At 70.3% G+C, this 14,803-nt stretch carries 14 protein-coding genes; 5 read left to right on the plus strand and 9 right to left on the minus strand.

The features are described 5' to 3' along the window. Window positions 1-5 precede the first annotated feature (5 nt). A complete protein-coding gene (locus LO762_RS17545) occupies window positions 6-1,361 on the minus strand; it encodes an NYN domain-containing protein (protein ID WP_230616422.1) in 1,356 nt (451 codons plus the stop codon). Between the two features lie 23 nt (window positions 1,362-1,384). On the opposite strand from LO762_RS17545, the gene LO762_RS17550 reads away from it, so the two are divergent. From LO762_RS17550 to LO762_RS17560, 3 genes are all read left to right on the plus strand, one after another. Next, a complete protein-coding gene (locus LO762_RS17550; RefSeq protein WP_230616423.1) occupies window positions 1,385-3,121 on the plus strand; it encodes a DEDD exonuclease domain-containing protein in 1,737 nt (578 codons plus the stop codon). After that, window positions 3,102-3,842 (plus strand): rhomboid family intramembrane serine protease, encoded by a 741-nt coding sequence (locus tag LO762_RS17555; protein ID WP_230616424.1) that lies wholly within the window; start codon window positions 3,102-3,104, stop codon window positions 3,840-3,842. Before LO762_RS17550 ends, LO762_RS17555 begins: the two co-directional genes overlap by 20 nt. 82 nt (window positions 3,843-3,924) lie before the next feature. Then, a complete protein-coding gene (locus LO762_RS17560) occupies window positions 3,925-4,206 on the plus strand; it encodes an Lrp/AsnC family transcriptional regulator (protein ID WP_230616425.1) in 282 nt (93 codons plus the stop codon). A 71-nt stretch (window positions 4,207-4,277) separates the two neighbouring features. Here the strand turns inward: LO762_RS17560 and LO762_RS17565 are convergent, their stop codons facing one another. From LO762_RS17565 to LO762_RS17580, 4 genes are read right to left on the minus strand one after another with little or no spacing between them, the layout of a single operon-like run. Continuing rightward, a complete protein-coding gene (locus tag LO762_RS17565) occupies window positions 4,278-5,915 on the minus strand; it encodes a ubiquinol-cytochrome c reductase cytochrome b subunit (protein WP_230616426.1) in 1,638 nt (545 codons plus the stop codon). 1 nt (window position 5,916) lies between these two features. Then, on the minus strand, window positions 5,917-6,999 hold the full coding sequence (locus LO762_RS17570) for a ubiquinol-cytochrome c reductase iron-sulfur subunit (RefSeq protein ID WP_230616427.1): 1,083 nt from the start codon (window positions 6,997-6,999) through the stop codon (window positions 5,917-5,919). After that, window positions 6,996-7,823 carry a c-type cytochrome gene (locus LO762_RS17575; protein ID WP_230616428.1) on the minus strand — a complete coding sequence of 276 codons (828 nt, stop codon included), beginning with the start codon at window positions 7,821-7,823 and terminating at the stop codon, window positions 6,996-6,998. Before LO762_RS17575 ends, LO762_RS17570 begins: the two co-directional genes overlap by 4 nt. A 12-nt stretch (window positions 7,824-7,835) precedes the next feature. Continuing rightward, the gene (locus tag LO762_RS17580) at window positions 7,836-8,471 is read right to left on the minus strand and encodes a heme-copper oxidase subunit III (RefSeq protein ID WP_255686241.1); all 636 of its coding nucleotides are present in this window, start codon (window positions 8,469-8,471) and stop codon (window positions 7,836-7,838) included. A gap of 172 nt (window positions 8,472-8,643) precedes the next feature. Between LO762_RS17580 and LO762_RS17585 the strand changes: the two genes are divergently transcribed. Together LO762_RS17585 and trpD are read left to right on the plus strand one after the other, a co-directional pair. Beyond that, window positions 8,644-9,066, plus strand: coding sequence for a hypothetical protein (locus LO762_RS17585; RefSeq protein ID WP_230616430.1), 423 nt, complete (start codon window positions 8,644-8,646; stop codon window positions 9,064-9,066). Window positions 9,067-9,168: 102 nt separating this feature from the next. Then, on the plus strand, window positions 9,169-10,221 hold the full coding sequence (gene trpD, locus LO762_RS17590) for an anthranilate phosphoribosyltransferase (RefSeq protein WP_230616431.1): 1,053 nt from the start codon (window positions 9,169-9,171) through the stop codon (window positions 10,219-10,221). Window positions 10,222-10,293: 72 nt separating this feature from the next. On the opposite strand, the gene LO762_RS17595 is transcribed toward trpD, so the two are convergent. The 4 genes from LO762_RS17595 to coxB all read right to left on the minus strand — a co-directional run bounded on the left by LO762_RS17595 (window position 10,294) and on the right by coxB (window position 14,719). Beyond that, entirely contained in the window at window positions 10,294-11,574 is a 1,281-nt protein-coding gene (locus LO762_RS17595; RefSeq protein ID WP_230616432.1) for an Ig-like domain-containing protein, read from the minus strand. A 218-nt stretch (window positions 11,575-11,792) separates the two neighbouring features. Further along, window positions 11,793-12,203: a cytochrome c oxidase subunit 4 gene (locus LO762_RS17600; RefSeq protein WP_230616433.1), complete on the minus strand. Its 411-nt coding sequence runs from the start codon at window positions 12,201-12,203 to the stop codon at window positions 11,793-11,795. 3 nt (window positions 12,204-12,206) lie between these two features. After that, window positions 12,207-13,913, minus strand: a complete 1,707-nt coding sequence (ctaD, locus tag LO762_RS17605) for a cytochrome c oxidase subunit I (protein WP_230616434.1) — start codon at window positions 13,911-13,913, stop codon at window positions 12,207-12,209. Further along, a complete protein-coding gene (coxB, locus tag LO762_RS17610) occupies window positions 13,910-14,719 on the minus strand; it encodes a cytochrome c oxidase subunit II (RefSeq protein WP_230616435.1) in 810 nt (269 codons plus the stop codon). Before coxB ends, ctaD begins: the two co-directional genes overlap by 4 nt. Window positions 14,720-14,803: the final 84 nt, after the last annotated feature.

Below are 14,803 nucleotides of genomic sequence, written 5' to 3' on the forward strand. Positions count from 1 at the left end.
GTGCCTCAGAACCGGCCGAGCCGCCGCAGGAGCAGGCCCGCCGTAGCCGTCCGGCCGCCCGCGCGCCGCGCGGAGGCGGCCACCTCCTGGTCGGAGGAGACGACGACGAACACCCGGCCGGGCGGCTCCGCCCGCGCCAGCTCGGCGATCAGCTCGTCGGCGATCTGGCCGGGCCTGCTGAACAGCACCCGCACCCCGCGCGGCGCCTGCACCGCGACGTGCCCCTCCACCTGGGCGCCGTCGAACACCACGGTGATCTCCGCGCGCGTCTGGGAGTACAGGCCGCCCAGCCCGCTGATCAGGCGGGCCCGCTGGTCCGCGAGCGGGATGTCGCCGTACCCGGTCTTGGTGACGTTGTAGCCGTCGACGATCAGATGCATCCCCGGCAGCGTGAGCAGCTCGTGGAAGAGCTGGAAGTCGTTCTCCGACAGCGACCTTCCGTGCGCCGTCCCCGCCTCGCCGGACGCCGCCACGTGGTCGGCCGGGCGGGAGATCACCGACGGGAGGTTCAGCTCGCGCCGCACCCCCTGGGCGGCGTCCACGAGCGTGTCCAGAAGCAGCCGCAGCCGCACGTCCTCGATGCTGCGGCCCTCGCGCGCGGCCTTGCGGTGCGCCTCCAGCGCCGTCTCGGCCGACGCGAGCTTCGCCCTGACCGTCCGCAGCTCCCGCTCGACGGCCCCGAGGGCGCCCATCGCCTCCTCGTTCTCGGCACGGCGCGCCGCGTCCAGCTCCGCCGCGCGCTCGACCGCCTCGCGCGCCACCCTGCGCTCCTCGCCGAGTTTGCGCCGCAGATCCGCGATCTCCGCCTTGGCGCCCTTCAGTTCGGCCCTCAGCTTGTCCATCTCGGCCGCGCGGGCCGCCCTGGCCTCCTCCAGCCGGGCCCGTAGCTGCGCGGCCTCCTGGACGGCCTGGGCCTCGCGCGCGTCCTCCCTGGCGCGGGCCAGTTCCGCGCGGGCCGTCTCGACGCGCTCCGGCCAGCCCTCGGACCGCAGCAGATAGGCGGCGGCGGCCACCTGGACAGTGTCGGCCCCCGCGGGCGCCTCACCCCGCTCCAGCGTCGAGACCAGATCCGGCTCGGCCGCGCGCAGCGCCTCGGCGACCCGGCCGCGGAAGTCCGGATCGGCCTCCAACTGCTTGGCGATGACCGACCCGCCCTCGCGGGCGCGCGCCTTGGGCCGGAACTTCGCGATCCGGCGCAGCGGCACGGGCACGTCGTCCGGCGGAAGGGCGGCGAGCACCTCGGCGGCCGCCTCGACCACGTGGCGGCGCACCGCCTCGGGCAGCGGCCCGCGCAGGCTCTCGTCCGAACTGATGGTCCCGCTCCTCGTCCGCCGTCGTTCGTGCTGAGCGGATTTTGTCACACGCGGCCCCTACGGTGCCGAGCATGCACGGCGTTCAAGGCACCCTCGACGACCTCGGCACCCCGCTCAGCGAGGTCACCTTCACCGTCGTCGACCTGGAGACCACCGGCGGGTCGGCGGCCGAGTGCGGCATCACCGAGATCGGCGCGGTCAAGGTGCGCGGCGGCGCGACGCTCGGTGAACTCGGCACCCTCGTCGACTGCGGGCTTCCGATCCCGCCCTTCATCAGCGTGCTCACCGGCATCACCCAGCAGATGGTCGTCGGCGCGCCCCCGGTGCCCGAGGTGCTCGCCTCGTTCCTGGAGTTCGCGCGCGGCACCGTGCTCGTCGCGCACAACGCGCCCTTCGACGTCGGGTTCCTGAAGGCCGCGTGCGCCCGCCACGGCTACGACTGGCCCGGCTTCCCCGTCCTGGACACCGTCGATCTCGCCCGCCGTGTGCTCACCCGCGACGAGGTGCCCAACCGCAAGCTCGCCACCCTCGCCCGCTTCTTCCGCGCCGCCACCAGCCCCACCCACCGCGCCCTGGACGACGCGCGCGCCACCGTCGACGTGCTGCACGGCCTCATCGAGCGGCTCGGCGCGTTCGGCGTCAGCACGCTGGAGGAGGCGCGGGCCTTCGCCAAGGCGCCCACCCGTGAGCAGCAGGCCAAGAGGCACCTCGCGGAAGGCGTGCCGTCCGGGCCCGGCGTGTACGTCTTCGAAGGGCGCGACGGCGAGATCCTGTACATCGGCAAGAGCGGCGACCTGCGCACCCGCGTCCGGTCGTACTTCACCGCCAGCGAGACGCGCGGACGCGTCCGCGAGATGGTCGGCATCGCCGAGCGCGTCAGGACGATTCCGTGCGCGCACCCGCTGGAGGCCGAGATCCGCGAGCTGCGCCTCATCGCCGCGCACAAGCCGCGCTACAACCGCAGGTCCAAGTTCCCCGAGCGGGCGGTGTGGCTGCGGCTCACCGAGGAGGCGTTCCCCCGGCTGTCGGTCGTGCGCGAGTGCCGCACGGGCGACACCGCGCACCTCGGGCCGTTCCCGTCGGCGCGGGCCGCCGAGGAGGCGCGCGCCGCGCTGCACGAGGCGACGCCCGTCCGGCAGTGCCGCCAGCCGCTCAGCGAACGCCGGATCGCCGCGGGCACCCCACACTCGTGCGCGCTCGCCGAGCTCGGCAGGTGCGGCGCGCCCTGCGACGGCAGCGAGTCGCGCGAGGAGTACGCGCGGCACACCGCGCTCGCGCACGAGGCGATGACGCGCGACGCGGGCCCCGTCGTGCGGGCCGCCCGCGCCCGGATCGACAGGCTCGCCGCCGAACTGCGCTACGAGGAGGCCGCCGTCCTGCGGGACAGGCTCGCCGCGTTCGTCCGGGCCGCCGCGCGCGCCCAGCGGTTCACCGCGCTCGCCGCCTGCCCCGAACTCGTCGCGGCGCGCCCGGCCGCGGGGGGCGGCTGGGACGTCGCGGTGGTGCGCCGCGGCAGGCTCGCCGGCGCGGGCCGCATCCCGCCGGACGCGCCCCGCTACCGGCCCTACGTGGACGCCTGCACCGCCGCCGCCGAGACCGTCCTGCCCGGCCCCGAGCGCTACGCCGCCGCGCCCGAGGAGATGGACTGCCTGCTGCGCTGGCTGGAGTCGCCCGGTGTCCGCCTCGTCGAAGTGGAGGGCACGTGGACGTGCCCGGTGGGCGGCGCGGAGAGCCTGCGCGCGTGGATCGACGCCGCCTACGGCGAGCCGAAGCCCTACGCTGGCCGACGTGGCGATTCCCCTGTATGACAACCAGCCCACCAGGCGGGTACCGCTCGTCACCTACGCGCTCATCGCCGTCAACTTCGTGGTGTTCCTGCTCACCCCGATGGCGGTGTTCGGCAACGACAGCACGGGCGCGCGGGAGCTGGGCTGCGCGCAGTCGGTCTTCGTGCACCAGTACGGGGCGATCCCGCGCGAGCTGACGTCGGACGAGGCGCTGCCGCTGCCCGCCGAGATCGCCGCCGAGTGCGGGGACGTCACCTACGCCAAGACGCCGCTGCTGTCGGCCTTCAGCTCGATGTTCCTGCACAGCGGATGGCTGCACCTGCTCGGCAACATGCTGTACCTGTTCGTCTTCGGGCAGGCCACCGAGGACAGGCTCGGCAGGTTCCGGTTCCTGCTCTTCTACCTCGTCTGCGGGCTCGCCGCCGCCTACGGGTACGCGGTCACCCACCCGGGCTCGGAGACACCCCTCGTCGGCGCCTCAGGGGCCGTCGCGGGGGTTCTGGGCTCCCATCTGGTGCTGCACCCCCGCTCCCGGACGATCGCGCTCGTCTCGGGCTTCCTGCCGTTCCGGCTGCCCGCCTGGGTGCTGCTCGGCCAGTTCTTCGTGCTGCAGTGGCTCAGCCTCGGCTCGGCCGACGGCGTCGCCTACGTCGCGCACATCTACGGCTTCGCCGCGGGCGCCCTCCTCGGTCTGCTGGCCCGTACCCCGCACGCCCAGGCCCGCTCCTCCGCCCTCTCCTGACGGCGTCGCCCGCCCGGCCCGGGGACGCCCCTCGTAATCTGGGATGACCCGGACAGAGCCGGACGTCAAGGAGGAGGCCCCAGTGATCACGGCAATCGTGCTGGTCCAGACCGAAGTCGACAAGATCAACGAGGTCGCCGAGGCCATCGTGAAACTCGACGGCGTCAGCGAGGTCTACTCCATCACCGGCGACCACGACCTCCTCGTCATGGTCCGCGTCCGCCACCACGACCACCTCGCCGACGTCATCCCGGCCCGCCTCAACAAGATCCCCGGCGTCGTGCACACCGACACCCACATCGCCTTCCGCACCTACTCCCGGCACGACCTGGAAGCCGTCTTCTCCCTCGGCCTCCCCGAGTAGACCCCGGAAAGGCGGAAGGCCCGCCCCCCTCGCGGGGAGCGGGCCCTCCTGCGGTTGTGTGGCAACCGTGGTCAGTGCGTCAGCTGCTTGGGCTGGTCGCCCTCTTCGGTCTCGTGGCCGCCGTGGTGGTGCGGGTCGCCGTCGCCCTGGATGGGCACGGTGTCGGCGTTCCACCAGAGCGCCAGCCGGGTCCGGAGGTGGCCGATCGGGCCCTTGGTGCCCTTGGCCGGGACGCCGTTGGCGTCGACCGCGGGCAGCGGGGCCTTCGGCTCCTCCTTGGACAGCAGCTTGGCCTTCTCCGAGGCGGCCGGCTCCTTGTGCAGCTCGGAGAACTCGCCCTCCGGGCTCATCAGGATGGTGCCGGACTCGTAGCCGTGCGCCATCGTCGCCGCGTCGCTGCGCTGGAGGCCCAGGCAGATCCGCTTGGTGATGATGAACGCCAGCACCGGGAACAGGAACACCGTGACGCGGAAGAAGTACGTCGTCGCGAACAGCGACAGGTGGAACTTCTCCGCGAGGACGTCGTTCGCGCCCGCCAGCCACAGCACGCCGTAGAACGTCACCATCGCGACACCGAGGGCGGTGCGGGTGGGGGCGTTGCGCGGGCGGTCGTTGACGTGGTGGTACCGGTGGTCGCCGGTCACCCAGCGCTCCAGCCACGGGAAGATCGCCGCGCCGGTGAAGATGATGCCGAGCGGCAGCAGCGCCGGGATCAGCACGTTCAGGCTGAGCGTGTGGCCCCAGGCGGTGATCTCCCAGCCGGGCATGAGCCGCAGCGAGCCTTCGAGCAGACCCATGTAGAAGTCGGGCTGCGAACCCGCCGAGATCGCCGACGGGTCGTACGGGCCGAACAGCCAGATCGGGTTGATCTGGGCGAACGTCGCCAGCAGCGCGATGACGCCGAAGGTGTACAGGAAGTACGCGCCGCCCTTGGCCATGAAGACCGGGTAGAACGGGTAGCCCGTCACCTTGGTCTCGGTGCCGCCGGTGCCCGGCATCTGGGTGTGCTTCTGGTGCCACATGATCATCAGGTGCGCGGTGATGAGCGCCAGGATGATGCCCGGGATCAGCAGCACGTGCAGGGTGAACATGCGCGGGATGATGTCCACGCCGGGGAACTCGCCGCCGAACAGGAACATGTACCCGTAGGTGCCGACGAGCGGGATCGACTCCAGCACACCCTGGGTGATGCGCAGACCGGTGCCGGAAAGCAGGTCGTCCGGGAGCGAGTAGCCGAAGAGGCCCTCGACCATGCCCAGCGTGAACAGGCCGATGCCGATCAGCCAGTTGATCTCACGCGGCTTGCGGTACGCGCCGGTGAAGAACACCCGGAGCATGTGCACCATCAGCGAGGCCATGAACAGGATGGCCGCCCAGTGGTGGATCTGCCGCATGAGCAGACCGCCGCGCACGTCGAACGTGATGTGCAGGGTCGAGGCGAACGCCTCGGACATCTGCACGCCCTGCAGCGGCTCGTAGGAGCCGTGGTAGTGCACTTCCAGCATGCTCGGCTTGAACCAGAGCGTGAGGAACACACCGCTCAGCAGCAGGACGATGAACGAGTACAGGGCGATCTCGCCCAGCAGGAACGACCAGTGGTCGGGGAAGACCTTCTTGACGTTCCGCTTCATGAAGCCGACCGTGCCGAGCCGGTCGTCCACGAAGTTCAGCGGGCCCGCGACGGCCTTGGGAAGTTGCTCGTCGGCCATGTCAGCCACGCTCCCAGAAACTCGGCCCGACGGGCTCGGGGTAGTCGCCGGTGGCGATGAGGTAGCCCTCGTCGTCGACCGCGATCGGTAGCTGCGGCAGCGCGCGGGCCGCCGGGCCGAAGACCACCTTCGCGCCGTCCGTGGCGTCGAACGTCGACTGGTGGCACGGGCACAGGATGTGGTGCGTGGTCTGCTCGTACAGGGCGGCGGGGCAGCCGACGTGCGTGCAGACCTTCGAGTACGCGACGATCCCGTTGACCGTCCAGTTCTCCCGGCCCTCGACCGGCTTGATCAGCTCGGGCTCGATGTTGATGAGGATCGTCGTCGCCTTCGCGATGAGCGTCAGCGTCTCCTCACCGTTCTCGTGGATGCCCTCGGGCAGCACGGTGATCATGCCGCCGGGCGAGTTGAAGTCCGAGGCCCGCAGCGGCACGTTGGTGCCGTCCACGATGATCCGGACGCCCTGCTTGCCCTCGCGCTTGGCCTTCGCCACGGCCTCGCCCCACCAGGTGGAGCGCAGCCGCTTCTCCGGCAGCGGACCGAGGTCGCGCAGCAGGAACAGCGGCGCGAGGCCCAGCGGCGCGGCGGCCAGCAGCAGCGTGCGGCGCAGCAGCGGCCGCTTGGTGAAGCCGCTGTCGATCGTGCCCTGCTGGAAGTCCCTGGCGAAGGACGCCCGGGTCGCCTCGGCGGTGGCGAGGTCGTGCCGCTCCTGCTCGATCGGCACGCTCGTCATCAGCCGGCGGAACCAGACGGTGACGCCCGCCGCCATGGCGAGGAACGACAGCGTCATCAGGCTGCCGAGCCACAGGTTCGACTCCTGGGTCCGCTCGATGCCGTGCATGCCGCCGTCGCGGCCGCTCCAGCCGATGAAGTAGACCATAAAGCCGACGCCCGCGGCGAAGGCGAGCAGGAACAGCAGGGCGACGATGCGCTCGGCCTTCTTGGCCTTGCTCTCGTCGATGTCGAAGCCGGCCTCGACCGGGCCCGCCTCGTCGTCGGACACCAGGACCTTGCCCGCCGGGGCCGCGGCCGGGGTGCCGATCACGCGCTCGGGCGCGGGATTCTCGTTGGTTTCGTCGCTCATGACTTCTTCAGCTTCTTCGGCTTCTTGGCGGTGATCCAGATGGCGGCGAAGACGAGCAGGCCGATCCCCACCAGCCAGCCGACGACGCCCTCGGAGACCGGGCCCATACGGCCGAGTCCGGCGCCGCCCGGGTTGGGCTCGCCACGGACCGCCTCGATGAACGCGATGATCGCCGCCTTGTCCTCAGGCGTGAGCGTCGTGTCGTTGAAGATCGGCATCGCCTGGGGGCCGGTGAGCATCGCCTCGTACATCTGGACGGGCGTGGTCTCCAGCAGGTTCGGCGCGTACTTGCCCTCGGTGAGGGCGCCGCCCTGGCCGGTGAAGTTGTGGCACTGCGCGCAGTTCGTGCGGAACAGCTTGCCGCCGAGGCCGACGTCGCCGCCCTCGGGCACGACCGGGACACCCGGACCGCCGCCCAGCGACTGGACGTACTCCGCGACCGCCGTGACGTTCTCGGGGTCGTCGAACGGGGCCACGACCTTCTTGGCCGGGACCTGCGCCGCCGTCGTCATCGCCGGCATGCGGCCGGTGGTGATCTGGAAGTGGACCGACGCCGCGCCCACGCCGATCAGGCTCGGCGCGATCGTGTTGTCGTAGGAGTCCTTGGTGCCCTCGGCGTTCAGGCCGTGGCAGCTCGCGCAGTTCTGGTTGAACAGCTGCTTGCCCTTGGCCAGGTCGGCGGCCTGCGCCTGGGAGCCGGACGCCTGCGCCTGGTCGGTTGCGGGCGACACACCGGCGTAGATGGCGCCGATGGCCACCAAAGCGGCCAGCACGACGGCGTAGCCCGCCCACGAGCGCCGGCGCCATGCGGTGAACCTAGTCACGGATGGTCCTCGTTATCGGATCAGGTAGATGGTCGCGAACAGGCCGATCCAGACCACGTCCACGAAGTGCCAGTAGTACGAAACGACGATCGCGCTCGTCGCCTGCTCATGGGTCCAGCGCTTCGCGGCGTACGTGCGTCCCAGGACGAACAGGAACGCGATCAGACCTCCGGTCACGTGCAGGCCGTGGAACCCGGTGGTCAGGTAGAAGACCGAGCCGTAGGCACTCGCGGACAGGGTGACGCCCTCTTCGATCAGGGCCCGGTACTCCCAGAGCTGGCCCAGGACGAAGTAGAGGCCCATGAGGAAGGAGATCAGGTACCAGAAGCGCATCTTCCGGAGACGGTCGGCGTCGGAGCCGCCCTTCTTCTCGACGGCGAAGACGCCCATCTGGCAGGTCACGGAGGAGAGGACGAGGACCAGCGTGTTGATCGACGCGAACGGAAGGTCCAGGTGGGCCTGGGGCCACTCTCCGCCGGCGCCCGTGGTCACCGACCGGATGGTGAAGTACATCGCGAACAACGCCGCGAAGAACATGAGCTCGGACGACAGCCAAACGATCGTCCCCACATTGACGAGGTTGGGACGATTCGCCCGGCCGCCATGCGTAGTTGTCTTTATCGCGGATGCAGTTGCCACGGGCAGCATTATTACGGCACCTCGCGGCCACCCTGCGCAGGACCCCCCGTTTGCGCCCGAAGCTTCGGTCACAACTTGGAACTTCACCGCGCGCCCCCACGTTATGGACGAGCCCGCCGCGAGTGGTCCGCAGGGCCGCGTCCGCCCTTGTGGGTTGGGCCTGAGGGAGTATCTTTGCGCCATGAGCACCACGGACGCCACACCGGTCAAGGTCCTCGTCTACAGCGACGACGCAGCGACCCGTGAGCAGATCCGGCTGGCCATCGGCCGCCGCCCCGCCGCCGACCTCCCCCGCGTGGAGTACGTCGAGTGCGCGACCCAGCCCGCCATCGTCCGCCTGCTGGACGCGGGCGGGATCGACCTCGCGGTGCTGGACGCCGAGGCGCAGCCCGCGGGCGGCCTGGGCGTGTGCCGCCAGGCCAAGGACGAGGTCTACGACTGCCCGCCGGTCCTCGCGGTGATCGCCCGCAGGGACGACGGCTGGCTGGCGACCTGGTCCCGGGCCGACGCGGTTGTGCTCCAGCCGCTCGACCCGTTCGAGGTGGCCAAGGAGGCCGCCCAGCTGCTGCGCCGCCGGGCCGCCGACCGCCTGCCCGTGCTGTAGCGGCGGCGGGCCCGTCCCGTCGTCCGCGCCGGGTGTCCCAGACACCCGTGCCCGTCGTCCGTCAGAACGCCAGCCGTCACCGAGCCCGAAAGAGACCTCGCCGTGAGTGCCCGAACCACCTGGCCCGCCCTGCTCAACGCCCTGCTGTCCGGGGACTCCCTGACCGCGGAGGAGACCGGCTGGGCGATGAGCCAGATCATGGCCGGCGCCGCGACGGACGCGCAGATCGCCGGGTTCGCGGTGGCGCTGCGGGCCAAGGGCGAGACGGTCGCGGAGGTCGCGGGCATCGCGACGGGCATGCTGGCCAACGCCACGCCGCTGGACATCGAGGGCGACCTCGTGGATCTGGTGGGCACGGGCGGCGACCAGCACCACACGGTGAACTTCTCCACGATGGCGTCGATCGTCGCGGCCGGGGCGGGCGCCAAGGTCGTCAAGCACGGCAACCGCGCGGCGTCGTCCTCCTGCGGCACGGCCGACGTGCTGGAGGCGCTCGGCGTGGTGATCGACCTGCCGCCGGAGGCGACCGAGCGGGTGGCCCGCGAGGCGGGTGTGGCGTTCCTGTTCGCGCCGGTCTACCACCCGGCGTTCCGGTACACCGCGGGCCCGCGCCGCGAGCTGGGCACACCGACGGTGTTCAACTTCCTCGGCCCGCTGACCAACCCGGCGCGGCCGAAGTCCTTCGCGGTCGGGGTGTTCCACGAGCGGATGGCCCCGATCATCGCCGGGGTGTTCGCCGAGCGCGGCTCGACCGGCCTGGTGTTCCGCGGCGAGGACGGCCTGGACGAGCTGTCCACGACCGGCCCGTCCCGGGTGTGGACGGTCCGCGACGGCGTCGTCGGGGAGGCCGTGTTCGACCCGGCCGAGCTGGGCGTCCCCCGCTCCACCCTGGAGGAGCTGCGCGGCGCGGACGCCACCTACAACGCGGGCGTCGTGCACAAGGTTCTGGCGGGCGAGCCGGGCCCGATCCGGGACATGGTCAGGCTGAACGCGGCGGCCGCGCTGGTCGCGGCCGAGGGCGCGCCGTCCCCCGACGGCCTCGTCCCGGCCCTGAAGGACGCCTACGAGCGCGCCGGGGAGGCCATCGACTCCGGAGCAGCCCGCGACCTCCTGGACCGCTGGGTGACCGTCTCACAGCGCCACAGGCCCTCCTGAGATATTCCGGACAACGCGAAAAGGGGCCCGCGGGCCCCTTTTCTGCGTTCCGGTCCTCCCCCGGGCCGGGCCTCAGGGGGCCGAGGCGGGCGCCTTGGACGTCTCGGCGGCCGGGGTGGCGGGCGCGCCGCCCTGCACCGAGGCGGCGGCCTCGGCCTGCGCGGCGGCGTGCGCGGTGCCGTCGAGCCCGGCGGTGGTGACGGCCTTGGCCCGGCTGTTCTTCAGCCAGTCCTTCCAGTTCAGCTGCCAGTAGCCCCAGCCGTTCTCCGGCTCCAGCTCGCGGTCGGTGCCGACGATCTTCACCGGGTCGCCGCGGTGGCTGATCTTGTGGAACCACTTGGCGTTCTCCGGCGACAGGTTGATGCAGCCGTGGCTGACGTTCGCCGCCCCCTGCGAGCCCACCGACCAGGGCGCGCTGTGCAGGTACTCGCCGCTGTTGGAGATGCGGACCGTCCAGTAGACGTTCATCCGGTAGTAGCCCGCGTCTCCGGGGCCGGCGTCCGGCGACGTCATGACGGTCATGTACTCCTTCTCCATGGTCAGGTGGTTGCCGTTGGTGGTGATGTACTTGCGGACCCCGCCCTTGCCCATGCTGGCGGGCATGGTACGTGCCTTCTTCCCGGCGATCCTCACCTCGACCTTGTGCGTCCTGGCGTTGCCGACGCTCTCGATCCGCTCGCCGATCCGGAAGGCGCGGTCGAGGTTCTGCTCCCCGTAGACGCCCTTGGCGAGCTGCACGCCCGCCAGGTGGCCGATGAGCCGCACCTGGGTGTGCGCCGGCCAGTTCTCCTTGGTCCGGAAAATGACGCTCTTGTCGTCGAACCAGCGCCAGGCGCCCTCGACCGGCTTGGACGAGCGCACCTCCAGGGCCCGCTCGACGGCCTCCTTGTTGGTGACCTCGCGGTCGAAGTCGATCTTGATGGGCATGCCGACGCCGACGGTCTCCTTGGCGTCGGGGAACAGGATCTTGGTGGCCGCCGTCGTCTGCGGCTTGTCCGTGCGGAACGCCGACTCGGCCGTCTGCACCTGGCTGTCGGCGCCGAACACCGCGGCGGTGACGGCGTACTGCCCGCCCGGCTGGAGCGGGTAGCGGGACCTCCACGACGACCTGTCGGCCGCCAGGTCGCCCACCACGACGTTGCCCTGCGCGTCCCTGACAGTGACGGCCTGGAGCGAGCCCCGGCTCGCCGTCACGGTGACGGGCGTGTCGGGCTGTACCGTGCCCGCGTTGGCCGGGGAGATGACCACGGCCGCCTCGGGCGGAGCCGACTTCTCACTGGAGCAGCTGGCGAGCAGTGGGGCCAGGAGCAGCCCGGCGGCCCCGACCCTCCTCGCGGCGCGGTTGACCTGCACCGTGCAACCTCCTGTGTGTCGTCCCGTCCTGGGCCATGCGAAGACCACAGCGAGAGACGCGGGCCCTCCGCGTCCTGCGATCTTGATACCCGTGGTGCGCGTGCCCGGAAACATCGACGGGTGCGCGTCCGGTGACGGAACGCAAGTATGCCGAAGGCCGGTGCCGTCCCTGGGACGACACCGGCCTTCGGCGCAAGGTTTTGCCCGGCCGTGGCGGGTCAGGCCACGTACTGGCCCCGGTAGTACTCGAACACAAAGCCGATCGAGGTCAGGATCAGCAGCGCGCCGCCCAGCAGCATGAGCCACGCGCCGAAGATCATGCCGAGGCACAGGGTCGCCGCGGACAGGCCGACCCACAGCGGCCACCAGCTGTGCGGGCTGTAGAAACCCTGGTCGCCGGCCGAGTCGGCGATCTCACCGAGCTTGTCGTCCTCGGGCAGCTCGACGCCGCGCAGCCGCTCGACACGGTTGATCGTGAAGTGCAGGTACGCGCCGATCATGAACGCGAGGCCGACGGACAGCGCCATCGCGGTCGTGCCGGTCCACTCGCCCGAGAAGTACCAGTAGACGATGTCGGTGATGAGGAAGAAGACCCCGCACCCGTAGAACATGAACGCCTGGAAGCGCATGGATCAGTGCCCCCCCTTCTTCTCGGACCCGCCCTCGATCGCCGCGAGGTCGACACCCGCCAGCTCGGCCGCCCGCGCGGCCTCGGCCGCGTGGTGCAGGTCGAACGCGGGACGCTCGGAGCGGATCTTCGGGATGGAGGTGAAGTTGTGCCGCGGCGGCGGGCAGGACGTCGCCCACTCCAGCGAGCAGCCGTAGCCCCACGGGTCGTCGACCTCGACCTTCTTGCCCTTCCGCCACGTGATGTACACGTTGTAGAAGAACGGCAGCATCGAGGCGCCCAGCAGGAACGAGCCGACCGTGGAGAGCTGGTTCAGGCCGGTGAACTCCGCCGAGTAGTCGGCGTAGCGGCGCGGCATGCCCTCGGCGCCCAGCCAGTGCTGGACGAGGAAGGTCATGTGGAAGCCGACGAACAGCGTCCAGAAGTGGATCTTGCCCCACGTCTCGTTCAGCATCTTGCCGGTCCACTTCGGCCACCAGAAGTAGAAGCCCGCGAACATCGCGAACACCACGGTGCCGAAGACGACGTAGTGGAAGTGCGCCACGACGAAGTAGGAGTCCGACAGCTGGAAGTCCAGCGGCGGCGAGGCGAGGATGACGCCGGTCAGGCCGCCGAACAGGAACGTCACGAGGAAGCCGAGCGAGAACAGCATCGGCGTCTCGAACGTCAGGTGGCCGCGCCAGATCGTGCCGATCCAGTTGAAGTACTTCACACCGGTCGGCACCGCGATGAGGAACGTCATGAACGAGAAGAACGGCAGGAGCACCTGGCCCGTCACGTACATGTGGTGCGCCCACACGGTGATGGACAGGCCCGCGATGGTGATCGTCGCGCCGACCAGGCCGATGTAGCCGAAGATGGGCTTGCGGCTGAACACCGGCAGGATCTCGGTGACGATGCCGAAGAACGGCAGCGCGAGGATGTACACCTCGGGGTGCCCGAAGAACCAGAACAGGTGCTGCCACAGGATCGCGCCGCCGTGGCTGGCGTCGAAGACGTGCGCGCCGAACTTGCGGTCGGCGTACAGCGCGAGCAGCGCCGCGGCCAGCACCGGGAAGGCCAGCAGGACCAGCAGCGACGTCAGCAGGACGTTCCACACGAAGATCGGCAGACGGAACATCGTCATGCCGGGCGCGCGCATCCCGATGATGGTGGTGATGAAGTTGACGGCGCCCAGGATGGTGCCGAGACCCGACAGGGTCAGGCCGACCACCCACATGTCGCCGCCGATGCCGGGCGAGCGGACCGAGTCCGACAGCGGCGCGTAGGCGAACCAGCCGAAGCTGGCGGCGCCGTCCGGCGTGAAGAACGCGGCGACGACGATGAGGCTGCCGAACAGGTAGAACCAGTACGCCAGCATGTTCATGCGCGGGAACGCCACGTCGGGCGAGCCGATCTGCAGCGGCATGATGACGTTGGCGAAGCCCGCGAACAGCGGCGTCGCGAACATCAGCAGCATGATCGTGCCGTGCATGGTGAACAGCTGGTTGAACTGCTCGTTGCTCACGTAGTCCTGGCCGGGCGCGAACAGCTCGGCGCGCATCACCAGCGCCATCACGCCGCCGATGAGGAAGAACGAGAACGAGGTGATGATGTACAGGTAGCCGATGACCTTGTGGTCCGTCGACGTGATCCAGTTGACGACCAGCCGGCCCTTGCTGGTGCGCTGGCCGCCCGCGATCGCGGCGGGCTGCTCTGAGATCGCGGTCACTGCGCGCCTCCGCCCTTCTGCTCGGCGATGTAGGCGTCGAACTCGCCCTGCGTCACGACCTTCACCTGGAACAGCATCCGCGTGTGGTCGACACCGCACAGCTCGGCGCACCGGCCCTCATAGGTACCGGTCTTGGTCGGCTTGAGCTGGAACTGGTTCTCGAAGCCGGGCATGACGTCCTTCTTGTACAGGAACGCGGGAACCCAGAACGAGTGAATGACGTTGTCCGACTTGAGGTTGAAGTGGACGGTCTTGTTCACCGGGAGGACCAGCACGGGCTTCTCGCCGTTGCCGGTGCCGCCGGGGGCGTCGGGGGCGGTCGGAGTTCCGACGATGCTGACCGGTGTGCCGTCGGCCTTCTTGAACTGGTCGCCGATGTAGTCGAACTGCCAGCTCCACTGGTAGCCGATGACGTCGACGGTGACGTCCGGGTTGTCCTTCAGGTCCTCGACGTAACTCTGGTCACGCGCGGTGTAGAAGAACAGGACGCCGATGATGACGAACGGCACGGCGGTGTAGAGCATCTCGACCGGCAGGTTGTAGCGCACCTGCTTGGGAAGGCCCTCCTGGCCCTTCCGCTTGCGGTGGAACAACACTGCCCAGATGATCAGGGCCAGGACGACGACGCCGACGGCGCCCGCGGCGATCCACGTGCCCTGCCACAGCGTCAGCATGCGATGCGCCTGCTCGCTGGAGGGCTCGGGGAAGCCTACGCGCTTCCATTCTTCGGCGTCGCAGGCGGTGGCCGCCATCGCCAGCAGAGCCAGCGCGGACGCGCTGCTCAGCGCTCGGCGGCGGCCACTCACTGGCGTACGCCGCTCCCTAGAGCGGGTCGGACTCACGGATTGCCTTCCCCACAGATGAAGCCCGGGAGCTTCCCCCGGGCGGCT

This window comes from Actinocorallia sp. API 0066 (assembly GCF_020991275.1).
Taxonomy (GTDB): domain Bacteria; phylum Actinomycetota; class Actinomycetes; order Streptosporangiales; family Streptosporangiaceae; genus Actinocorallia.

Coding starts and splice junctions, on each gene's coding strand:
- LO762_RS17550 (WP_230616423.1), top strand. CDS start 1,385: ATGCACGGCGTTCAAGGCACCCTCGACGACCTCGGCACCCCGCTCAGC.
- LO762_RS17565 (WP_230616426.1), bottom strand. CDS start 5,915: ATGGCCGACGAGCAACTTCCCAAGGCCGTCGCGGGCCCGCTGAACTTC.
- LO762_RS17570 (WP_230616427.1), bottom strand. CDS start 6,999: ATGAGCGACGAAACCAACGAGAATCCCGCGCCCGAGCGCGTGATCGGC.
- LO762_RS17580 (WP_255686241.1), bottom strand. CDS start 8,471: ATGCTGCCCGTGGCAACTGCATCCGCGATAAAGACAACTACGCATGGC.
- LO762_RS17585 (WP_230616430.1), top strand. CDS start 8,644: ATGAGCACCACGGACGCCACACCGGTCAAGGTCCTCGTCTACAGCGAC.
- LO762_RS17600 (WP_230616433.1), bottom strand. CDS start 12,203: ATGCGCTTCCAGGCGTTCATGTTCTACGGGTGCGGGGTCTTCTTCCTC.